This is a genomic window from Pseudoalteromonas sp. 3D05, assembly GCF_002723455.1.
Taxonomy (GTDB): domain Bacteria; phylum Pseudomonadota; class Gammaproteobacteria; order Enterobacterales; family Alteromonadaceae; genus Pseudoalteromonas.
Window position 1 is genome coordinate 26,113 of record NZ_PDUS01000006.1, and the last position, 22,382, is coordinate 48,494.

Sequence of the window (22,382 nt, forward strand, 5' to 3'; positions counted from 1 at the left end):
CTAGGTTCTAGGCTTTTAACTACTTCTTCGCTTGATATTAGCACCTAAGGCACTGAGCTTATCTTCTATACGTTGGTAACCACGATCTACATGATAGATACGATCTACAATAGTCTCACCTTTGGCTACAATCCCCGTTAAAATCAAACTCGCCGAAGCACGTAAATCTGTTGCCATCACTTGCGCACCGCTTAAGCTTTGAGTCTCACCACAAATTGCAGTGTTTCCCTCTAAACGAATATTAGCACCCATGCGCTGTAGTTCTGGTACATGCATAAAACGGTTTTCGAAAATTGTTTCTGTGATTGTGGCACTGCCATTAGCCACCACATTAAGCGCTGTAAATTGCGCTTGCATGTCTGTTGGGAAGCCTGGGTGTGGCATGGTTTTGATATTAACCGCTTTTAATTCACGGTTACGCATATCTAAATATATGCTGTTATCAGTCACTTCAACTAGTGCATTAGCTGCGCGAAGCTTTTCAATAACAGGTTCAAGGCTGTGAAAATCAGTTGCTTTACAAAGCACTTCGCCACCTGCCATTGCCGCAGCAACCAAGAAAGTACCGGTTTCTATGCGATCAGGTAAAATACGATGCTCACAACCATTTAGCTTCTCAACACCTTCAACTTCGATGCGGCTAGTACCTGCACCTGATATTTTAGCACCCATCGCAGTTAAGCAGGCAGCTAAATCAGCGATCTCAGGTTCGCGAGCTGCATTTTCTAGAACCGTTTTACCATCGGCCAAAGTCGCGGCCATTAGCAAGTTCTCAGTTGCACCGACACTAACCATTTCCATGAAGATTTCAGCGCCTTTCAAACGCCCTTCTACACTGGCATTGATATAGCCGTTTTCAACCTTAATCGTCGCGCCCATGCGCTCAAGGCCTTGGATATGGATATCAACAGGGCGAGCACCAATAGCGCAGCCACCAGGAAGGGAAACCTGCGCTTGTCCAAAGCGAGCTACCAAAGGTCCTAACGCAAGCACAGAAGCCCGCATTTGTTTTACTAACTCGTAAGGTGCGAGTGTTTTATTTACTGTCGCACCATCAATTACAAGTTGGTCATTTTGCCACAGCACTTTTGCACCAAGGGTCTGTAATAGCGCCTCTGTTGTGCCAATATCACGTAAACGTGGAACATTGTTAAAAGTGCTTTTTCCATCAGCCAACAACGCAGCAAAAAGAATAGGTAATGCGGCATTTTTAGCGCCAGAAATGGTCACTTCACCAGCTAAGCCAGTGCCACCTTGAATTACAAATTGATCCATTGGGAGGCCTTAACTATTGCGGTAAGATAAATTTTTGTTCACGCTTCCACTCTGTCGGTGTAAATGCACGAATAGACACAGCGTGGATTGTTCCGTCAGAAATAGTATTCATCAATGGGCCGTACACTAACTGTTGTTTTTTAACACGGCTTAAGCCATCAAAACACTCACCCACAGCAACCACTTCATAATGGCTACCGTTGGCTTTTACATGTACTTCTGTTAATTGTAATTCGTCGCGTAATAATGTTTCGACTTCGCTTGTTTGCATAACTCTCACTCAAATAAGGTTGTAACCTGTCCCAACTGCATTAAATTTTGCAGTTGCTCAGGAATATTTTGCAATTCAAGGCGAATGCCTTGTTGCTTTAATTCTGCGAAAGAGTGAATTAACCAAGCTAAGCCCGCCGTGTCAACCCTAGACACCTCAGAAAGGTCAAAATACCAGGTTTTATGGTTACTTTGTGGGTTTTTATTAAGAAGCCGTTCAGTTGCGATTGAGTTTCGCGTCAGCTCGCCACTGATACGAAACTCATGATCGGTTACTTGAGTAACACTGACTTTACTCATTACCACCCTCACCTCTGAACTGAACAGGTAACTGACTTTTTTGTTTTAGTAAGTTACTTACATGCTCAATGCCTTGCTGACGAAGAATGCCTTGAAGCTCACTTTGCTTTGCATCAAGTAAACTAATGCCTTCTGCTACCATGTCGTACGCACGCCATTCGCCGCTTCTATCTTCACGTACTTTAAAATCAATTTTGATATCAGGTTTACCTGGATCAACAATTTTAGTTTTAACTAATACAACATCTTGGCCAGCAAATTCTCGACTAGGAGCAAACTCAACCTGCTGGTTAGTGTACTGGGTAAACACACCCGCATACGTGGCAATTAAGTACTCTTGGAAAACATCAATAAATGTTTTGATATCTTCGATAGCTTGTTTTTGTTCTGCGGGATCTTTAATCGCACGCACTTTCGAAACATGGCTGCCTAACACGCGAAGCGCAGCGTATTTATAGTCGATATAAGGCATTAACTCCTCAGAAACTATAATACGTAAATGTTCTTTATCTTTTTCGATGAGTGGCTGATCACGCGTAATACGTTGAAAGGTATTATCTGATACTTGACGCACCATCTTGTATGGGTCTTTTAAATTGACCGAATCTGTATTTGCATTTGCATTGGTTGCGATAAAAACAAACGTGATTAAAGCTAAAAGTTTTTTAAACATAATAATTACTCGCCACCTTGATTGAATAAGAACTGACCAATTAATTCTTCAAGTACTAGTGCTGATTTAGTGTCTGTAATAAAGTCACCATCGTTTAATGCTTTACTCTCTACACCAAACAACTCGTCTAATCCTAAATCGCCATCATTGCTTGTTACTTCAAGCCCTAAACATGCCTGTTCAGCTGATTTAGGCGCAATAACAGGGTTAATGCCTAAGTACTGCTCACCTAAGATACCTGATGTTAAAATAGACACTGAGCTAGTATCCGAAAATCGACATTGATATTGCGCATCAATTGTCATATCAACCACGGGTAAAAACTCTTGTGGATGGATTGAGATTGCTTCAACACGGCCAACAACTACGCCACCGACCTTAATCGGCGCTCGCGCTTTTAGTGAGCCAATATTATCAAATTTAGCCTTTAATAAATAAGTATCTCCATTACCACTGATACCTGCGTTAGCCACTTTCAATGCCAACATTGCAAATGCTGCAATCCCTAAAGCGACGAAAAAGCCAACTAAAATTTCTAATTTCCGTGAATTCATTATCTATACCTTTTTTAGCTGGTAAACATTACCGCTGTCAAAATAAAATCAAACCCTAAAACAGCCAGAGATGAGTGCACAACGGTCTCTGTTGTTGCTTTACTAATACCTTCTGATGTCGGCACACAGTCATACCCTTTATAAAGTGCAATCCACGTGACAACGATGGCAAATACAAAACTCTTGATCATGCCATTTAAAATATCCTGTTGGAATGACACTTGAGATTGCATGATTGACCAAAAACTACCTGTATCAACCCCTAGCCAATCTACGCCCACTAAGTGAGCGCCGATTATAGCGACCGCTGAAAATATCAATGCAAGTAACGGCATACTGATAAAGCCTGCCCAAAACCGTGGCGCTATAATGCGTTTAAGTGGGTCGATAGCCATCATTTCTAGGCTTGAAAGCTGCTCGGTTGCTTTCATAAGGCCTATCTCTGCAGTCAACGCACTGCCTGCTCGTCCAGCAAATAGCAGAGCTGTCACTACAGGCCCCAACTCTCTAAGTAAACTTAACGCAACCAATGGCCCAAGACTATCCTCAGCACCATAGCCCACCAATACGGTGTAACCTTGCAACGCGAGCACCATGCCGATAAATAAGCCTGATACCATAATAATCAGTAAAGATTGCGAACCAACCATATATAACTGACGAACAAGTAACGGAGTTCCTTTACGAAAGTTTGGTAAGTTCCACAACGCGCCAATTAACATTTGGGTAGAGCGGCCAAGCGCTGCAAATCGGCCAAATGTTTTCTGGCCTAGCTTTTGTAACATATCGAACATTAGCTAAGCACTCCAAGTAATTCATCATTATAAGGTTCTGCGGGGAAATGGAACGGTACTGGTCCATCAGACAGTCCTTTTAAGAACTGCTGTACTAATGGCGACTCATGATTACGCATTTGTTCTGGAGAACCACTTCCAATCACACCTTGGTCAGCAATGATAATCACATGATCTGCGATACTCATAACTTCTGTTACATCATGTGTAACAATTAATGAGGATAAGCCTAATACTTGGTTAAGTGATTTGATTAGCTTGACCAAAACCCCCATTGAGATAGGGTCTTGTCCAGCAAATGGCTCGTCATACATAATTAGTTCTGGATCAAGTGCAATTGAACGCGCCAAGGCAGCACGTCGTGCCATGCCACCAGAGAGTTCCGAAGGCATCAAGTCTTGAGCACCGCGCAAGCCAACGGCCTGAAGTTTCATCAATACGACAAGACGGATTAAATCTTCGCTGAGACGGGTATGCTCTCTAAGTGGGAAAGCGATGTTGTCAAACACTGACATATCTGTAAATAATGCGCCACTTTGAAATAACATGCTCATTTTTGTACGCGCGGCATAAAGCTCTTTGCGCGTCATGGTTGGGATATTATCACCTTCAAATAAAATCGTGCCGCTATCAGGTTTTAATTGGCCACCAATTAATCGCAGCATGGTTGTTTTACCTATACCGCTGGGCCCCATAATGGCAGTGATCTTACCCTTAGGAACACTGAAGCTCATATTTTTATATATGCTTCTGTCGCCCCTTGAAAAGCTTACATCCTTGATTTCTACTATTGGTTGCGACAAGTCGCTCTCCATTATCATTTTCACTACTTTTTCTATTTTAAAGCTTTTTGTACTCAGATGGAAAAAACAAATCGTAAAATTTTGTAATATTCTATGTAATAACAACCTAAGCATTGAAAACACAGGTTAGCATAATATCTAACATTGTTTTTATATGTATACCCAAACTACCTCAAGATGCGAGTTTCAGTTGGAATTAAAAGCGATTTAGGCAAGGCATTGATTGCAAGTAATAGTGGTTCTATTGTTAAAATCAATAACGCAGTATAAATCGCTTTTAAACCAACCCTTTGGGCGTTCCACAGAGACTTACTCCCATCGTTGTTACTTCTTAAAAGGGACTGCCATTCTTGCAAAGTAACGCCTTGATATTAAGCCCCTGTGAAACGCTGAATTCTGCATCTTGAGGTGGTTTGGGTATATAACTTCTCTCTTACTAACAATTTGACCTGATTCTTTTATTTATACTTTCAAGCTGGCTTTTGATATTATTTAAGTCAATTTGATATTGGATAATTGGCGTAATGTAATGGTGACTTCTTTTGTCATTTTGATTCTTGGATTTGCTGGGCTTGTTTGGAGCGCAGATCGCTTTGTATATGGCGCAGCAGCGCTGGCAAAAAACTTTGGTGTACCTACTTTAATTGTAGGTTTAACCGTTGTTGCTATGGGCTCCTCTGCACCAGAAATGATGGTCTCAGCTTCTGCCGCGCTTGCGGGTAAAACCGACACAGCAGTTGGTAATGCCGTTGGTTCAAATATTACTAATATTTTATTAGTGCTCGGTATTACAGCACTTCTTCGCCCTCTTTTAGTGTCATCGACAACACTCAAGCGTGAAATGCCGCTTGTATTGATTGTTTCTCTGGGTGCATGGTTTGTTTTTTCTGATAACTACTTTTCATTTGCCGAAGGTGTAGCATTATTAATTGCTTTTATTGTGTTTATCGCCGGGTTAATCATTATTTCTATTCGTGACAAAAACCAAGCTGATGACCCTTTTGTAAGTGAAGCATGTGAAGATGTGCCAGATAACGTGCCAACTAAAAACGCCTTTTTCTGGCTCGTGGTAGGCATGATATTACTGCCCTTAAGCTCACACTTTCTAGTTGGGTCTGCTGTTGATATCGCAAAGTATTTTGGCTTGAGCGACCTTGTTATTGGTCTAACGATTATTGCCATTGGCACCAGCTTACCTGAATTAGCAGCCTGTATAGCCGGGGTGTTAAAAAATGAAGATGATCTTGCATTAGGCAACATAGTTGGCTCAAATATTTTTAATATATTAGCTGTTTTGCCTTTAGCAGGTATTATCAATCCATCAATTATCGACCCATCAGCAGCAAACCGTGACGCACTTATAATGATTGGTGCAACACTCGCGTTAATAGCTATGTCACTAAGTATTAAAGGGACTCAGCGAATAAATAGAATTGAAGGTGGTTTACTGCTCGCTGCATTTGTAGCGTACCAAGGTTATATTTTCAGCCAAGTAGCTTAATGCCAACATAAATGGATAACAAATGACGCAGTTAAATTTTATTGAGCAAGGTAGGCGCGTACTCACAATTGAGCGCCAAGCACTTGATGATATCATTCAGTATTTAGATGATAGCTTTAACACAGCATGCCAATTAATGTTTCAATGCCAAGGGCGAATTATTGTTGTTGGTATGGGCAAGTCGGGTCATATTGGTAACAAAATTGCTGCAACACTTGCAAGTACTGGCACCCCCGCATTTTTTGTTCACCCTGGAGAGGCAAGTCACGGTGACTTGGGCATGATAACGCAAAATGATGTCGTTATGCTGATTTCTAACTCGGGGGAAACTAGCGAAGTACTCAATATTATTCCTGTTATCAAGCGCATAGGGGCTAAAATGGTTGCTATGACAGGTAACCCAAGCTCCTCGATGGCAAAATGGGCGGATGCACATGTATGTATAAAAGTTTCACAAGAAGCATGCCCGCTTGGATTAGCCCCCACAGCAAGTACAACTGCAACACTTGCTATGGGCGATGCTATTGCAGTTGCTTTACTTGAAACCAGAGGCTTTACCGCCGATGACTTTGCGCTTTCTCACCCTGGAGGAAGTTTAGGCAAGCGTTTGTTACTATGCCTAAAAGATTTGATGCACGATGGTGATGCAACACCTATCATTAAAGACACCCAGCGCATTAAAGATGCCTTAATAGAAATGTCAGCCAAGGGGTTAGGCATGACCGCGGTGGTCAATGAAGCTGGGCAATTAACAGGCCTGTTTACCGATGGTGATTTACGCAGAATTTTAGAGCAGCGTATTGATATTCATAACACCCTAATCAGTGAGGTTATGACGCGTTCTTGTACAACAGCGACAGCCGATATGCTTGCTGCCGAAGCGCTAAACATTATGGAACGTAAACGAATAAATGGCCTTATTGTTATTGACGATAACCAACACCCTATTGGTGCCCTAAATATGCAAGACTTGCTAAAAGCAGGAGTTTTATAAATGCAGTTTGCTGATTTATATCAACCACTGAGTAAAGATGCGCAGACCCGCGCTAAAAAAGTAAAGCTACTAATCTGCGATATTGATGGTGTTTTTTCTGATGGTCGTATTTACCTTGGTAACCAAGGTGAAGAATTAAAAGCCTTTAACACTAAAGACGGCTTTGGTATTAAAGCGTTGATAAACAGCGATATTGAAGTGGCAGTGATTACGGGTCGCCATTCACACATTGTTCAGCAGCGCATGACTAGTCTAACCGTTAAACATATTTATCAAGGCCAAGAGAATAAATTGCAGGCCTATCAAGAATTAAAAGATAAGCTGGCTTTAACCGATGAGCAAATTGCCTACATTGGTGACGATGGCCCTGATTTACCCGTAATGCAGCAAGTTGGCTTTGCTGTTGCCGTAAATGATGCGCACCCGTTGGTAAAACGAATAGCACATTATACAACCATGTTACCGGGTGGGTTTGGTGCAGTACGTGAACTAACCGATTTACTCATGTTGGAAAATGGCAAAGCACTAACAAACGAAGGGACTAGCTCATGAATAGTGCGCGTTTAATTTTAAGCGTACTATTTATAGGCTGTATGGTTTGGCTTTGGTATCCATACTTTAACCAATCTAACACACAGCAGCTCGTTGAAGAGGATATTATTGCAAAGCCTGATTACACAGCCGTCGCATTAAAACAAACAGCCTTTGACGAGCAAGGAAAAATAAGCCACAAAGTAACTGCTGCAAAAATGGAACTCTATCAGCAGTTAGGATTTACTTACTTTGAAGAGCCTATTTTTACCTTATATAATCAAGAGCAAATGTGGCAAATTAATGCAGCTGAGGCCACATTATATGAAAATAACCAGCTGATTTTAGAAGGCAATGTGATGGCAATTAACCTTACAGAAAATGCCATGATAGATCATATTAATGCCGATAACATCCAAGTTGATATTGAGCTACAAACCATGAGTTCAGAACAACCTGTAGAGTTAGTCGGGCCTGATTTAAAAATTACTGGGCGCGGGCTAAAAGCCGATTTAAAAGCCGAAGTAATTGAATTAATTAACCATACGCGAACCATATATTATGACCAATAAACTTGCCCAAATGCTTGTAATTCCAAGCCTATTCATTGCTTACTCAAGTGTTGCGCAAAGCGAACTTCCTACTGCAAACCAAGTATCAATCAGTGCAGATAAACAGCAAGCACAGTTAAAATCTAATGTCGGAATTTTTGAATCGAACGTTGAAATAATCCATGGCGCAAGACGCATTACTGCTGACCGTTTAGAAGTACATAAACGCGACAAGTTAGGCGAGAATAAGCAACTGCTTATTGCAACAGGCAGTCCAGCTTATTTCGAAGAAAAACAAGATGATGGTTCAATCATGAGTGCCAGCGCAAACGAAGTTCGTTACGATGTAGCTGAACGTTACTTAACCCTAATTGGTGATGCCCAGGTTACTCAAGCAGGTCAAAAGATTAATGCTAAAAGCATCTCTTACGACATGGAGCAGCAACTAATTAGTGCGCAAAAAGATGAAGACTCAGATGACCGCGTGCATACTATTTTAGTGCCCATCGAAAATAAAAAAGCAAAGTCAAAAGGCCAGCCATGAGTACATTAAAAGCTGAATTTTTAGCTAAGAGCTATAAAGGCCGCCAAGTTGTAAAGAGTGTCGGATTAGAAGTAAGTGCTGGAAGCATTGTCGGTTTACTAGGCCCAAATGGTGCAGGTAAAACGACCACTTTTTATATGATTGTTGGCTTAGTACCGAGCGACAAAGGCAAAATAAGTATCGATGATAACGATATTACATTACTGCCCATGCATAGCCGTGCGCGATTAGGTATTGGTTACTTACCGCAAGAGTCATCTATTTTTCGTAAATTAACGGTTTATCAAAACTTGATGGCGATATTAGAAACACGAAACGATTTAAATAAGCAAGGCCGAGAACAAGCACTTGATGGCCTGCTGGATGAATTTAGCATACAACACATACGCGATAGCCAAGGTATGGCGTTATCAGGTGGTGAGCGCCGCAGAGTTGAAATTGCTCGCGCATTAGCCGCAAACCCCAAGTTTATTCTATTAGATGAGCCTTTTGCTGGTGTTGATCCAATTTCAGTGTTAGATATAAAGAAGATAATTGAACACCTAAAAAACCGAGGCATCGGGGTGTTGATTACAGACCATAATGTACGAGAAACCCTTGATGTTTGTGAAAAAGCCTACATTGTTTCTCATGGTGAGTTAATTGCTTCAGGAACGCCTGAACATGTGCTTGCCGACCAAACAGTACGCGATGTTTATCTGGGTGAGCAATTTAGGCTATAAACCAACATTCAGCTAACTATCTGCTAAACTTAATTTTGATTACATATTAAAAGGATTGTTAAAGATAAATGAGGCAATCACTCCAGCTGCGCATGGGCCAGCAATTGACAATGACACCTCAGTTACAACAAGCTATTCGTTTGTTGCAACTCAGTACATTGGATCTCCAACAAGAAATTCAAGAAGCGCTCGATAGTAATCCTTTACTTGAAGTTGAGGAACATGAGTTTAGTGATGAAACTGCAGGCAAAAATGAGCAAAAGCAAGACACCGATGAAGTAACTGTCAGTGCATCTGCTGATGAAACGCCAAGTGAATACGAACAAGAAAGTAGTGAAGCACTCAATAAAGAAACTGTCAGTGACGAAATGGCAATGGATGTGACATGGGATGAGTATATGAGCGCTGCTCCTTCTAGCTCATCAGGACCCATGCCTGAAGATGAGTCTATTTACCAAGGTGCTTCCACTGAAACCCTGCATGAATACATCATGTGGCAACTACAATTAACGCCATTTAGCCCGACCGACGAAGCCATCGCCATTGCTATTGTAGAAGCGATTGATGAATCGGGTATTTTAACATTGAGCTGCGAAGATATTGTAGAAAGCCTAAATAAAGATAATAACGAAGAAGAAATAGAACTTGATGAAGTCCAAGCTGTTTTAAAGCGCATCCAATTATTTGATCCAATAGGGATTGCCGCACGCAGCTTACAAGAGTGTTTATGTATACAACTGAATCAATTTGACCCTGCAACGCCATGGCTTGCAGAGACTAAAATGATTTTAACCGAGCATATCGATCTTTTGGCAAGTCGTGACTATCGCACTTTAATGAAAAAGACTAAGCTTAAAGAAGATGAGCTAAAAGAAGTCATGACACTGATACACAGCTTAAACCCTAAGCCAGCAGATACCATTGTTCGCGAAGAGTCTGAGTATGTTATCCCTGATGTTTCAGTGAAAAAAGTTAAAGGGCGCTGGATGGTGGAATTAAATCCAGACAGCATGCCTAAAATTAGAGTGAACAGCCAGTATGCCGCCATGTCTCGCTCAGTAAAATCGAGCAGTGACAGTCAGTTTATTCGTTCGCATCTGCAAGAAGCAAAATGGTTTATTAAAAGCTTAGAAAGCCGTAATGAGACATTACTCAAAGTAACTAACTGTATAGTAAAACAACAGCAAGGTTTTTTTGAACACGGCCCCGAAGCTATGCGCCCAATGGTACTTAATGACGTAGCTGAAATGGTAGAAATGCATGAGTCAACGATCTCACGCGTAACAACTCAAAAGTATATGCATACTCCACGGGGTATTTTTGAGTTGAAGTACTTTTTCTCCAGTCACGTAAGTACTGAAAATGGCGGCGAATGCTCTTCTACAGCTATTCGCGCATTAATCAAAAAGTTAATTAGCGCAGAAAACTCAGCGAAACCATTGAGTGATAGTAAAATTGCAGATATATTGGCTGAGCAAGGTATCAAAGTAGCTAGACGCACCATTGCAAAATATCGTGAGTCACTAGCTATTCCACCGTCAAATCAAAGAAAGAGTTTGATTTAAGGCGTAAAAAACAAAGAAGGAAAATGCTTATGCAAATTAACTTAACTGGTCGCCACGTAGAAATTACCGATTCACTTAGAGACTATGTACATAATAAGTTTGCGAAGCTTGAAAGGCACTTTGATAGTATTAATAATGTACATGTGATTCTTGACGTAGAAAAATTAAGTCAAAAAGCAGAAGCCACAATACATGTTAGCGGTGCTGATTTGTTTGCTTCAACTGAACATCAAGATATGTATGCTGCGATTGACGGGCTAATTGATAAATTAGACCGCCAAGTAATAAAACACAAAGAGAAGCACGCTCGACACTAATACTATGAAATTAAGTTCACTTACTTCTGAGGACTGCAGTAAAGCTGCGGTCCTTTTTAATAGCAAAAAACGAATTCTAGAATTTATTAGCCAATTGGCTCATGAAAAGCTTCCTCACCTCACACAGCAAGAGATCCTTAACGCATTATTAAATCGGGAAAAGCTTGGTAGCACAGGCATTGGTCGAGGTATTGCTATACCACATGGTCGCATGAGTGGCGCGCAATCTCCACTAGCACTAATCTTAGTGAGTGAAACCCCTATTAGCTTTGATGCAATTGATAATCGTCCTGTCGATATTTTTGTGGCACTGATCGTACCTGATGGAGATTGCCAACTTCATTTAAAGACGTTAGCAACAATTGCTGATAAACTTAACGATAAAGAGTTTTGTAAACAACTACGTAGCGCAAAAACAGATCACGATTTGTATCAAGTTATTGTTGAGCATTCATAAGAAAGTGAAGGAGAGGTTACATGGAATTGATTATTATCAGTGGACGGTCTGGTTCAGGTAAGTCCGTCGCGCTTCGCGTGCTTGAAGATCTTGGCTATTACTGTGTTGATAATATTCCGGTCAATTTGCTCCCTTCCTTAGTACGAAGTGTGTCAGAAAATTACGATAAGATTGCAGTCAGCATTGATGTACGCAACTTACCTAAAGAACAAGAAGAGTTCAACGACATCCTTGAGTATTTGCCAGGCTTTGCAAACCCAACTTTATTTTACCTCGATAGTGATGACCAAACACTCATCAAACGCTTTTCTGAAACGCGTCGTTTACACCCTCTTTCTATCGATAGTTTGCCGCTAGATTTGGCAATTAAACAAGAAAAAATATTACTCGATGTGCTGATAACTCGCGCTGACTTTATCTTAGATACCACTGAGCTCAGTGTGCATCAACTGGCAGAATCAATTCGAGAAAAGATCTTAGGCAAAAAAGATAAAACCCTGATCATAACATTTGAATCTTTTGGCTTTAAACACGGCATACCTAAACAAGCAGATTATGTTTTTGATGCACGCTTTTTACCCAACCCACATTGGGAACCAGAATTAAAGCCTCTCACAGGTTTAGACCAGCCTGTAAAAGATTATTTGGCCAGCCACAGCATAGTGCAAAAATTTACGTGGCAAATCCAAACGTTTGTACAAACATGGCTACCGCATTTAGAACGAAACAACCGTAGCTATTTAACTATTGCTATTGGCTGTACCGGAGGGCAACACCGCTCCGTATATTTAGCTCAAACCATAGGTGAAAGCTTTGCTATGAGCCATAACAATGTAAAAATTCGCCATCGCGAGCAAGATTGATTTTAAATAGGCCTGTTGTGTATGCGTTCAGAAGGTACTTTTTTAATTAGAAATAAACTAGGTTTGCACGCAAGGGCCGCGACTGTATTAGCTCAACTCGCTGTTAAATTTGATGCAACCATCACACTTTTCCAAGATGAGAAACAAGCGGCAGGTGACAGCGTGTTAGCTTTGATGTTACTAGAAAGCAGTCAAGGAAAAGAAGTAAAAGTTGTGTGTGAAGGGCCTGATGCAGAGCCGGCTCTTAATTCTATTGGAGAACTGATAGAACAACGCTTTCACGAGCATGAATAGTGCGTGGTCAGTCACTTAAAAGTAAGTTAAACTAACCATGCATGTAAGCACTGCAATATATTATTAGTTTTTGACCTACCCTTTGAAAAACACATGATATAAGGACACTAATGCCAGAAGCTTTTGAACAAGATTACCCACTACAACAACTAAAACAGGTGACTCAGTCACTTAATAGTGGTCAATTTGTTCAAGTTAGGCGCATGCTGGCAAAAACAGCACCGTGTGATACGGCACTTCTTCTTGAATCTTCCCCCCATAAAATAAGAACTCTGCTATGGCAACTTGTTGATCCGGATGTCAGAGGCGATGTATTAGAAGAACTTTCTGAAGACGTACGCCTAGGGATCATTGCCCAAATGGAGCCTGAGCATATTGCCGCGGCGACAGAGGACATGAGCCACGATGATTTAGGGGAAGTATTACGTAGCCTACCAGAGACCGTCTATCAAGACGTTGTTGGCGCTATGGATAGCCAAGATAGAGAGCGAGCAACACAAGCCCTGTCTTATCAAGAGCGTTCTGCGGGCGCACTAATGAATACCGATACGGTAACCATACGCCCCGATGTCACTATCGATGTAGTATTACGTTACTTACGTTTGCGTGGCGAGCTACCTGAAGGAACCGATGACTTATACGTTGTTGATAAACATAATTGCTTTTTAGGTGCAATGTCACTTACTACCTTACTGACCAATCCACCTGATAAAATAATTCGTGATTTAATGGACGAAGATTGTGAATCTATTTCTATTGCCATGGATGAAAGTGAAGTTGCTCAATTATTCGAGCGCCACAATTGGATTTCGGCCCCTGTTGTTGACGATAACGACCACTTATTAGGGCGAATTACAATCGATGATATCGTTGATGTAATCCGAGAAGATGCTGAGCATAGTTTATTAAGCCTCGCTGGTCTTGATGATGAAGAAGACACCTTTGCTCCCGTATTAAAAAGCTCCAAAAAGCGTTCAATATGGCTTGGAGTAAACTTACTAACAGCATTATTAGCAGCAATTGTGGCAAGCTTTTTTGAAAACACCTTAGCCATATTACCGATTCTAGCTGTACTTAATGGTATTGTGCCTTCAATGGGTGGAGTTGCAGGTAGTCAAACACTAACACTGGTTATTCGTGGTATTGCTGTAGGGCACATAAATCAGACAAACCAACGATTCTTGCTATTAAAAGAGCTGGCAATCGGTGCTATCAACGGTATGGTGTGGTCTATTTTAATTGCCGGTGTTGTTGCACTGTGGCAGTGGGACTTCAAGCTTGGTGGCGTATTAGCATTTGCAATGTTTATGAATTTAGTAGCGGCCGGTATTGCAGGGGCAAGTATTCCATTACTACTGAAAAAAATGAAGATAGATCCTGCACTTGCAGGGAGTGTTGTATTAACCACAGTTACTGACATCGTGGGCATTTTCGCCTTTTTAGGCACTGCGACTTGGCTGCTAATTTAGATACATGGCTTTTCGAAGTTTAACAGAGTTGATTTTTATGAAGTGTTCATAAGTGCATACTTTTAATTAATTATAAGCATGCACTTATGATTTGTTAGATACCATCCTAGTTATCTCCATATTAATCCGTGTGAAAACACTGCATCATCCTTTGATATATCCTAAACCTCCTGCCCACTGACTCCTATGTGGATTTTATCAATCCTTGCTCACATCCATCGTGAGTAATTTCAATCCTTGCTCACATCCATCGTGAGTAATCTCAATCCTTGCTCACATCCATCGTGAAGAACCTCAATCCTTGCTCACATCCATCATGAGTAATTTCAATCCTTGCTCACATCCATCGTGAGTAGTTTCAATCCTTGTTCACATCCATCGTGAGTAGTTTCAATCCTTGCTCACATCCATCATGAGTAATCTCAATCCTTGCTCACATCCATCGTGAATAATCTCAATCCTTGCTCACATCCATCGTGAGTAGCTTCAATCCTTGCTCACATCCACCGTGATTAATTCGATTCATGCGAACTATCCATCAATTGCTTCCACTGTTTTAACGACCATAGCATTGTAAGGGCTTCAGTGTTATTCGTTCGAGTTATTCCTTGTGTTTGTTCCATTATTCCTCCTTGATAAAGTAAATTAACTGACGTTATATTTAGCGTCTTGCAATAATATATATCGCATGAATTAAGCCAGGAATATAACCTAGTAATGTTAACAAAATATTAATCCAAAAATGCGCACCCAATCCAACTTGAAGAAATACGCCAAGTGGTGGTATCAGCACCGATAAAATAATGCGAATTATGTCCATTATTATCACTCCTTGAAAACTGCATTAGAAAGCCCAGCACTGCTGGGCATTCGCTTGCTAAGAAATTATTCAGCGATAATTTTTAGCTCATCAACTACGTTATGAACGTCTTCAGCATTTTTTGCAATATTGATTGCAAGTTGCTTTTCAGCTTCAGACTCAACAGTACCTTTTAAGGTTACAACGCCGTTATCTGTATCAACGTCAATATCTGTGCCGCCTACTTCTGAGTTAAATAAATAACGCGTAGTAATTACAGTGCTTATCTTGGCATCTGTTAAATCACTTTCTGTGTCATTCATATCAGACTTCATATCTTTTCTATGCATATCTGGATTTTTTACAACAGATAGTTCGTTGTCGACATCGCTAACACCATCAAGGCTCAGCACAAGCTCTTCAGCAAGCTCCTTATCTAGTTCGCTGTCTACTTTACCTGTTAAAATAACTTTGCCGTTTTTCACGTCTGTGTTGATGTCAAAGTTGTTAAGGTTTGTATTCATTAATAAAACCGTTTCTGCCTTACCATCAATCCAAGCATCTTTACTTTCATTTTCCCAGCTGCTTGCTTGTGCACCCATTGCTGTAGTACCAAGAACTAACGCTGCAATCATAGATTTGTTAAATGTTTTCATAATCTTTCTCCTTTTGATTAAAGACAGTTTAGTTAATGCGAACATCAAGCCAACTTTTTAAGTTATATAAATCAGCAACTTAAATAAAAACGTATTTACCTTGTTTTTATACATGGTAATAAATTACATGCAGCTCGGTAATTTGTTCTGACCTGTGTAGATTTAACCATTTAGTCGCAATTTTCATTAATCTGTCGTTAATATTACTAAATAGAAAACACATAAAAAAATATAAGAGCATGATTTTATTAACCTTATTTTTTGGCCTAAGCTTTGCTTAATATAGTTAATTACCTATTTGAACGTGTAAAAAGGGAACTACCATGCCAGTTAAAGTTGAAGATCGTCCTATTGAGCAAGTGCGTGAACAAGTTATTGACCAATTAATCTATAACTATAGCCACGGAGTTATCTCTGCAGAAGCCTTTGAGCGTCGTCTAGATCAAGCAATGGAAGCAACAGATAACGCTGTTTTGATAGAATTAGTAAGCGATCTTGAGTTAACAACAGATACACAGTATCAAAGTGAAAAACGCGCACAGTTTACGCCAAACTATAGTAACCAAAGTCAGAATGATAAACTGCACCTGAAGAGCATTATGGGTTCAAATGAACGCAGTGGTCAGTGGGTGGTTCCTAAAGAGATTCACTTAACCAATTTATTAGGATCTATAGAATTGGATTTCACGGATGCCATATTTCAACATCAACACATTACATTGCATGTTAACTGTCTATTAGGGAGTGACGAAATTTACGTACCGGAGCACGTGAATGTAGTATCAAAAATGTTTAGTGTTGTAGGCAGCGTAGAAAACAAATCAGTATCGCTTAATAAACTACATGGCCCAACAATTACCATTGAAGGTAAAGTCATTCTTGGCTCAGTAGAAATAAAAGTTAAGCGCACAATTAAAGAAAAATTTGTATCCTTTGCTAATAGCTTAAAAGCAAGCTGGAATGATATGAATAAATATTAAGTCTCTAAGCACTCAAATAATAAGTAGGTGTTAGGGCGTGTTGACCTTTCGTGATTAATTTTGCAGCAGTATGTTTGGTATTTAGGCAAGGCAGCGCCTATGCAGTGTGGTTGTTCCCCATAAATAGGCGATAACGCAGTATAAATGCCAAACATGCGCTGCCCAAAGGGTTCTTCCTAGGGGCGATTGACTCTTTATTACCTACATGGATGTAGGTAAGGGGCGCTAGCAGGACGCGGTAGCTTTGCTCGGTTTTTACTTAGCCCGCTAGGTTACAAACCTCGCGCCGCGATTAAATCGCCCCTAGATTGAACAAATTTCAATCCACAAAGGTCAACACGCCCTAGTTAAACCTAATACCTACTATTAGCTCATTTATCATTATTTCGTTGCGCTGGTATATCACTAAGGTACTCAACAAACTCCACTTCAAATCCGGCTGGATCAATAAAGTATACGTTTTTACGATATGGGTTTTCTGCGCCAGGCTTGTCTATGCTATAACCTGCCTGCTCTAAACGCGCAATTACAGCGGCAATATTATTGGTAACGTAAGCAAAATGCGCCAACCCTACTTGATGACCAGTTAAATCTCGGTTCTTATGTTCACCATTGTCACTCAAAGCTAAATAATGATAATCATCACCAAAGTGTAACCATTGTCGTGGTTTACCATGCCAAGTGCCTTGTCCTTTACTCCTAATATACCAATGCGGAAACGCCGCTTGGTAAAAGTGCAGCATTGCCTCAACGTCATCAACAACTAAATTTACATGCTCTAAATACATAATATAGCTCCTTTATTTAAGTAGTTAAAGCCAGCTTAAAACCTAAAGCTAAGTTGAGGTAAAGTGTTTTTTACAATAAATTTTATAAGTAAAAGATATCAGAATAGAGGCACTAGATTTTAGGGCTCTAGTACCTAGTCACTTCCCTAGCACCTAGGATAAATAACTAAAATATTTTGCACAAAGAGAAGACAATGAGGGTAAATGAGAAGAAAAAGGCACAGGCTAATTGCACCTTGATCATTGTCACTTACCTAATACCTTTTCCCTTTAACCTCTTAAGCGCAGCGCCTCTTAACCTCTGTGTGAATTAATCACTTATAAGCTTCAATCAGCTTCCCGCTACTTGCATTTCTTCTATCAGTACTGAACCTGTTTGAATACCGCCACGGCGTTCTATATCACCACCTAAACCTACAATTGCTTTAAACATATCTTGCAATTTTCCGGCAATGGTAATTTCACTAACAGGGTATTGTATTTCACCATTTTCAACCCAAAAACCAGCGGCACCGCGAGAGTAATCACCTGTGACTGTGTTAACACCTTGACCCATTAATTCAGTGACCAATAAGCCTGTGCCCATCGTTTTGAGTAACTCAGTTAAATCCTGGTGAGTTTTTTCAACTAGCCAGTTATGAATGCCACCAGCATGCCCTGTCGGTGTCATGTTCATCTTGCGAGCTGCATAGCTGGCTAATAAATAAGTTTGTAATTCACCACCCTGAATAATTTCACGGTCAATGGTTTTTACACCTTCGCTGTCAAAAGGCGTAGACGCTAAGCCTTTTAACAGATGTGGGCGCTCTGAGACATTTACACAATCACTAAATACTTGTGTGCCAAGGCTATCCATTAAAAAGCTTGATTTGCGGTATAAAGCACCGCCACCAATGGCTGACACCAAGTGGCCAAATAAAGAATTAGCAATGTCAGCTCTGAAAATCACAGGCACCTTCATGGTACCTAACTTTTGGCTGTTTAATTTTGCTAAAGTTTCACTTGCGGCTTCAAGCCCAACAGCGGCGGCATCTTTTAAACCGTTTTGCTCTCGAGAAACCGTATAAGCTGAATCGCGTTGCATTTGCTCACCATCTTTACCAATAACCATGGTGCTTATGCTGTGGCGCGTTCGTGGGTAGCCTGCTATTAAACCATGGCTATTGCCATAAACCCGCAATCCTTGGTGAGACGAAAAACTTGCACCGTCTGAATTAACAATGCGCTCATCGGCATTGAGCGCAGCTTGCTCCGCACTATGGCAAAGCTCAATGCCCTGCTCCGGGCTAACGTCCCACGGGTGATATAAATCAAGATCTAACGGTGCAAACTCTAATAGCGCTTTATCTGCCACACCATTGTGTGGATCATCTGACGTAAACTTTGCAATATCTATGGCTTTTTCAACAACAGTCCGTAACGTTTTAGGGTTTAAATCAGCCGTTGAAGCAGATCCTTTATGATTACCCACATACACACTAATTCCTAAACCGCCATCTTGGTTAAATTCGATCGTTTCAACTTCACCCATGCGCGTACTTACAGATAACCCTGACGTACTAGACATAGCCGCTTCAGCACCGGTAGCACCGAGTTTTTTTGCGTGCTCTAACACTTCTGCTACGGCATCTTTTACTTGAGAAATTTGAGTATAAATAGGATCTTGCTGTTGGCTTTTCATGTTATTGGTCCTGAGCGTGTATCACTTACAATATAGTTAAATGCTAACACACCCAGTGCATTGCATCAGCTAATATTAATCATTAAAAGAATCGCGTATAATGAAGTCAGTTAACGACATTATATGAGCACCTCATGGCGAAGAAAAAAGGCAACCCTGCTGAAATTGAAGAAGAAATTATTTACGTATCCAAAAGTGAGCTTAAGCGAGATGCGCAAGAGTTTCATCAACTAGGCTCTGATATTGCCAAAATGGGGAAAAAACAGCGCGAGCGCTTGCCTCTTAATGACGATTTAAAAGCGGCCATGGTGGTGGCAGACAAAATTAGTAACAAGAGTGATGCATATCGCCGCCACTTAAATTACATCGCAAAAACGTTACGTACAGTTGAAAACATCGATGAAATAAAAGCAATTATCGACATTATGCTGAACAAAAATAACCAAGCGGAAGTCATGATCAAAAAAATCGAGCAATTGCGCAGCGATTTGATCGAGCAAGGTGATGATTTAATCAATCAAACGATTGAAGAATACCCATCACTTGAACGCCAAAAAATGCGCCAGCTAGTGCGCAATGCAGCGAAAGAAGTCAAAGCTGAAAAACCAGCACGTGGCTATAGAGAGCTATTTCAATACCTAAAAGATAGCATGATGTAATAAATCAGCGCCAAGTGCGTTCATATTACTTATCATTGCGAGTAGGCTTAAACTTACTGTATAAGCCTACTTCAATTATCTATTACAAACCTAAATTATCTTTAATATTTTTCATTTGTTGCTGTAATCGGTCGTGTATTTCTTCAACCAAGTGACTTGATTCACTCACCTGCCCCTTCATGTCTTGCATAGACTGACTAAAGTTTTCGAGCAACCTATTTTGCTGCTTTGCAAGCTCCATTGCCTCAAACGCAACCTTGTTGGCATCTTGAGCATTATTAGCCACACCTTCAGAGTTACGTTTAAGTTCTTGTGCGTTGTTAGTTTGTGATTGGGCATCATCCGCCAATGCTGAAATTTGAGTAGACACCATACCGGAGTTTTCACTGAGTAAATTAAGTTGTTCGTTAATATCGCTCAACGAACCTTGAGTTTGACGTGCCAATTTACGCACCTCATCTGCCACAACCGCAAACCCCCGCCCATGTTCTCCGGCTCGTGCAGACTCAATCGCCGCATTCAAAGCCAGTAGATTAGTCTGCTCTGCAATTGTACGTATCACTTCTATCACTTGGCCAACATCCTGCACACCACTAAGTAACTCTTGTAAGCTCTTAAGACCGCCTTCAACACGCGTTTGCGTATTTGAGCTCGCGCCTAACATGCTTTGTGCAAACCCCAAGCTTTGCTCCATCGCTGAAAAGGTTTGCTTAGCGTTATCAGCAACTTGACTATTAATGTCGTTAACTTGCTCACCAATTTGCTGTATGTCATGCAGCAATGCTTGATTTTGCTCTACTTGTTGATGGCTACCATGGGTTTGCTGACTAATTGTATTTAGGTTATCACTCATCTCCTGCATAAAATCATTAATGACCTTAAGCATTTGCGCTCGCTCTTGTGCTTCTAGTCGCTGGCGCTCAATTAATTGGTTAAAGTAAGTAGCGATTTCACCCACTTCAGTTTCTGAGTTTTTACTCTCAATATTTTTAAGCTCGTTTGACTCAATTAAAAATGCAAAACCATCACGCAACTGCCTTAATGGCGCAAGAATCTGTTTGCGCTGAACAATATAAACGCCGATTGCTAAAATCACCAGCATGCTTATAGCGATTGAACAAACCAAAAATATATGTTTTTTTAATGTAGCCTGTTCAACTTTTAATTGTTTCTCGGCGTTAATAACCGTCTCTGAAAGCAAAGCAGTTTGTTCACGTAATGACTCAATGCCAGCTTGGCGCTGCTCAGTTTGCTCTAATGTACTTGATAAATCTCGCGGGTATCTGTTTGGCCAGCTACTTATTTCTGCTTTTATTTCCTCTGCTAAATCTTCAGCTTCTACACCAAAAAACAGCTCATCTTCATCAACCTCACTCATCACACCCAAGTTATCTAGGTTATTAATCTGCTGTGCTATGCGATTTAAATTGGCTACGCTTTGAAGCAAGCTATCTTTAGTGTCTTGATCAAAGCTAATAATTAATTGATAAGTAAATAATGAAAGCGATGCAACTTCGCTATAGTAGTCACTAGCAAGCACATAATATTCCTCGCTATGAGTCCCCGCTTGATTTGCTTTATTGGCATAATTAATCAATGAAGAAGCAGAACCTGCCATTTGGCGCAAAGCGTTATCTAAAAGAGCCGTCTCATTGCCCGATAATTTGCCTAATGCTCGGTATTTACCATTAATATCTTGGTCAAGCTGAGTAAGCAAAGCTGCTAGCTGTTTCTCTAAGTGGCTGGGTAATACGTTAAGATCATTCTCTTGAACATCACTGATCAATTCGGATGCCTTAGTGAGGTACACACTATCGCCTTTAGCCAGATAGTCTTCAATTACCCCTTCAAGATCGAGCAGAATTTTATTCTTTAATTGGCTATAAGATTGATCTTGTTGTTCAAGCTTTATCAGGGTTTGGCTAGCCCAAAATAATGTAGCCGATAAAAGTATACTTGCAGAGGCAAGTAACACGGCTAAGAGGCGGGTAAATGAAGATACGCGCATAAGTTTTCCCTTTGGGTTAATTACGCACGTAGATTATTAATTATTTATGACAGTTTAATGAAAACCTAACATGAAATTCTCACATGACAAAAATAGCTAAACTAAAAGCATGATAAACATAGTTTGCAATTAACAAATAGCTTACGAACAATGTAAAGTCACACAGCGACATAAAATGAAACTACACTCTGGCATCACGTTTGTACATGTATGTGTTTGGACTTACCAACTTAAGGCTGTCGTTGGTAAATAGCTATCGTTAGTGAGTTTAAGTAACATGAACTCTGGATAATAAATCTATCTCCAGCGGCTACTTTCAACGCTAACTGCGTTG

General features: G+C 40.5%; 26 protein-coding genes. 14 read left to right on the plus strand and 12 right to left on the minus strand.

Translation table 11 applies throughout. From position 1 onward, the window contains the following. Window positions 1–15: 15 nt before the first annotated feature. Genes murA through mlaF form a run of 7 tightly spaced genes read right to left on the minus strand, consistent with a single transcriptional unit; the run spans window position 16 to window position 4,681 of the window. Window positions 16–1,275: a UDP-N-acetylglucosamine 1-carboxyvinyltransferase gene (murA, locus tag CSC79_RS07945; protein ID WP_099295299.1), complete on the minus strand. Its 1,260-nt coding sequence runs from the start codon at window positions 1,273–1,275 to the stop codon at window positions 16–18. 13 nt (window positions 1,276–1,288) lie between these two features. After that, on the minus strand, window positions 1,289–1,546 hold the full coding sequence (locus CSC79_RS07950; RefSeq protein WP_099295300.1) for a BolA family protein: 258 nt from the start codon (window positions 1,544–1,546) through the stop codon (window positions 1,289–1,291). A 5-nt stretch (window positions 1,547–1,551) separates the two neighbouring features. Next, window positions 1,552–1,845, minus strand: coding sequence for an STAS domain-containing protein (locus CSC79_RS07955; RefSeq protein WP_099295301.1), 294 nt, complete (start codon window positions 1,843–1,845; stop codon window positions 1,552–1,554). Further along, window positions 1,838–2,518, minus strand: coding sequence for an ABC transporter substrate-binding protein (locus tag CSC79_RS07960; RefSeq protein WP_099295302.1), 681 nt, complete (start codon window positions 2,516–2,518; stop codon window positions 1,838–1,840). The genes CSC79_RS07955 and CSC79_RS07960 overlap by 8 nt, the downstream gene beginning before the upstream one ends. Window positions 2,519–2,523: 5 nt before the next feature. Beyond that, window positions 2,524–3,072 (minus strand): outer membrane lipid asymmetry maintenance protein MlaD, encoded by a 549-nt coding sequence (gene mlaD / locus CSC79_RS07965; protein WP_058560954.1) that lies wholly within the window; start codon window positions 3,070–3,072, stop codon window positions 2,524–2,526. Between the two features lie 14 nt (window positions 3,073–3,086). Next, entirely contained in the window at window positions 3,087–3,866 is a 780-nt protein-coding gene (gene mlaE / locus CSC79_RS07970) for a lipid asymmetry maintenance ABC transporter permease subunit MlaE (protein ID WP_099295303.1), read from the minus strand. Then, complete coding sequence (gene mlaF / locus CSC79_RS07975; RefSeq protein ID WP_099295483.1) at window positions 3,866–4,681, minus strand: phospholipid ABC transporter ATP-binding protein MlaF; 816 nt, start codon at window positions 4,679–4,681, stop codon at window positions 3,866–3,868. Before mlaF ends, mlaE begins: the two co-directional genes overlap by 1 nt. A 517-nt stretch (window positions 4,682–5,198) precedes the next feature. Between mlaF and CSC79_RS07985 the strand changes: the two genes are divergently transcribed. From CSC79_RS07985 to mgtE, 12 genes are all read left to right on the plus strand, one after another. After that, window positions 5,199–6,170: a calcium/sodium antiporter gene (locus tag CSC79_RS07985; protein ID WP_099295305.1), complete on the plus strand. Its 972-nt coding sequence runs from the start codon at window positions 5,199–5,201 to the stop codon at window positions 6,168–6,170. A gap of 22 nt (window positions 6,171–6,192) precedes the next feature. Next, entirely contained in the window at window positions 6,193–7,164 is a 972-nt protein-coding gene (locus CSC79_RS07990; RefSeq protein WP_099295306.1) for a KpsF/GutQ family sugar-phosphate isomerase, read from the plus strand. After that, entirely contained in the window at window positions 7,165–7,716 is a 552-nt protein-coding gene (kdsC, locus tag CSC79_RS07995; RefSeq protein ID WP_099295307.1) for a 3-deoxy-manno-octulosonate-8-phosphatase KdsC, read from the plus strand. It abuts the gene before it with no gap. Beyond that, complete coding sequence (lptC, locus tag CSC79_RS08000) at window positions 7,713–8,267, plus strand: LPS export ABC transporter periplasmic protein LptC (protein WP_099295308.1); 555 nt, start codon at window positions 7,713–7,715, stop codon at window positions 8,265–8,267. The genes kdsC and lptC overlap by 4 nt, the downstream gene beginning before the upstream one ends. Next, window positions 8,257–8,790 (plus strand): lipopolysaccharide transport periplasmic protein LptA, encoded by a 534-nt coding sequence (gene lptA / locus CSC79_RS08005; RefSeq protein WP_099295309.1) that lies wholly within the window; start codon window positions 8,257–8,259, stop codon window positions 8,788–8,790. Before lptC ends, lptA begins: the two co-directional genes overlap by 11 nt. Continuing rightward, on the plus strand, window positions 8,787–9,512 hold the full coding sequence (gene lptB, locus CSC79_RS08010) for an LPS export ABC transporter ATP-binding protein (RefSeq protein WP_099295310.1): 726 nt from the start codon (window positions 8,787–8,789) through the stop codon (window positions 9,510–9,512). The genes lptA and lptB overlap by 4 nt, the downstream gene beginning before the upstream one ends. A gap of 68 nt (window positions 9,513–9,580) precedes the next feature. Beyond that, a complete protein-coding gene (locus tag CSC79_RS08015) occupies window positions 9,581–11,077 on the plus strand; it encodes an RNA polymerase factor sigma-54 (RefSeq protein WP_099295311.1) in 1,497 nt (498 codons plus the stop codon). A 29-nt stretch (window positions 11,078–11,106) separates the two neighbouring features. Beyond that, on the plus strand, window positions 11,107–11,394 hold the full coding sequence (hpf, locus tag CSC79_RS08020; RefSeq protein WP_099295312.1) for a ribosome hibernation promoting factor: 288 nt from the start codon (window positions 11,107–11,109) through the stop codon (window positions 11,392–11,394). A gap of 4 nt (window positions 11,395–11,398) precedes the next feature. Beyond that, a complete protein-coding gene (gene ptsN, locus CSC79_RS08025) occupies window positions 11,399–11,851 on the plus strand; it encodes a PTS IIA-like nitrogen regulatory protein PtsN (RefSeq protein ID WP_099295313.1) in 453 nt (150 codons plus the stop codon). Between the two features lie 20 nt (window positions 11,852–11,871). After that, window positions 11,872–12,714 (plus strand): RNase adapter RapZ, encoded by an 843-nt coding sequence (gene rapZ / locus CSC79_RS08030; RefSeq protein ID WP_099295314.1) that lies wholly within the window; start codon window positions 11,872–11,874, stop codon window positions 12,712–12,714. A gap of 21 nt (window positions 12,715–12,735) precedes the next feature. Then, window positions 12,736–13,008 carry an HPr family phosphocarrier protein gene (locus tag CSC79_RS08035; protein ID WP_099295315.1) on the plus strand — a complete coding sequence of 91 codons (273 nt, stop codon included), beginning with the start codon at window positions 12,736–12,738 and terminating at the stop codon, window positions 13,006–13,008. A gap of 110 nt (window positions 13,009–13,118) precedes the next feature. Then, window positions 13,119–14,477 (plus strand): magnesium transporter, encoded by a 1,359-nt coding sequence (gene mgtE, locus CSC79_RS08040; RefSeq protein WP_099295316.1) that lies wholly within the window; start codon window positions 13,119–13,121, stop codon window positions 14,475–14,477. Between the two features lie 661 nt (window positions 14,478–15,138). Here mgtE and CSC79_RS08045 read toward each other — a convergent pair. Both CSC79_RS08045 and CSC79_RS08050 read right to left on the minus strand, forming a co-directional pair. After that, window positions 15,139–15,297 (minus strand): YqaE/Pmp3 family membrane protein, encoded by a 159-nt coding sequence (locus CSC79_RS08045; RefSeq protein WP_099295317.1) that lies wholly within the window; start codon window positions 15,295–15,297, stop codon window positions 15,139–15,141. A 65-nt stretch (window positions 15,298–15,362) separates the two neighbouring features. Next, window positions 15,363–15,932, minus strand: coding sequence for a BON domain-containing protein (locus CSC79_RS08050; RefSeq protein WP_099295318.1), 570 nt, complete (start codon window positions 15,930–15,932; stop codon window positions 15,363–15,365). Between the two features lie 323 nt (window positions 15,933–16,255). On the opposite strand from CSC79_RS08050, the gene CSC79_RS08055 reads away from it, so the two are divergent. After that, on the plus strand, window positions 16,256–16,912 hold the full coding sequence (locus CSC79_RS08055) for a LiaF domain-containing protein (RefSeq protein WP_099295319.1): 657 nt from the start codon (window positions 16,256–16,258) through the stop codon (window positions 16,910–16,912). 371 nt (window positions 16,913–17,283) lie between these two features. Here the strand turns inward: CSC79_RS08055 and CSC79_RS08065 are convergent, their stop codons facing one another. Both CSC79_RS08065 and pmbA read right to left on the minus strand, forming a co-directional pair. After that, on the minus strand, window positions 17,284–17,700 hold the full coding sequence (locus tag CSC79_RS08065) for a VOC family protein (protein WP_099295320.1): 417 nt from the start codon (window positions 17,698–17,700) through the stop codon (window positions 17,284–17,286). Window positions 17,701–18,031: 331 nt separating this feature from the next. Then, on the minus strand, window positions 18,032–19,381 hold the full coding sequence (pmbA, locus tag CSC79_RS08070; protein ID WP_099295321.1) for a metalloprotease PmbA: 1,350 nt from the start codon (window positions 19,379–19,381) through the stop codon (window positions 18,032–18,034). Window positions 19,382–19,515: 134 nt separating this feature from the next. On the opposite strand from pmbA, the gene yjgA reads away from it, so the two are divergent. Then, on the plus strand, window positions 19,516–20,040 hold the full coding sequence (gene yjgA / locus CSC79_RS08075) for a ribosome biogenesis factor YjgA (RefSeq protein WP_099295322.1): 525 nt from the start codon (window positions 19,516–19,518) through the stop codon (window positions 20,038–20,040). Window positions 20,041–20,122: 82 nt separating this feature from the next. Here yjgA and CSC79_RS08080 read toward each other — a convergent pair whose 3' ends face one another. Then, the gene (locus CSC79_RS08080) at window positions 20,123–22,048 is read right to left on the minus strand and encodes a methyl-accepting chemotaxis protein (protein ID WP_099295323.1); all 1,926 of its coding nucleotides are present in this window, start codon (window positions 22,046–22,048) and stop codon (window positions 20,123–20,125) included. Window positions 22,049–22,382 lie beyond the last annotated feature (334 nt).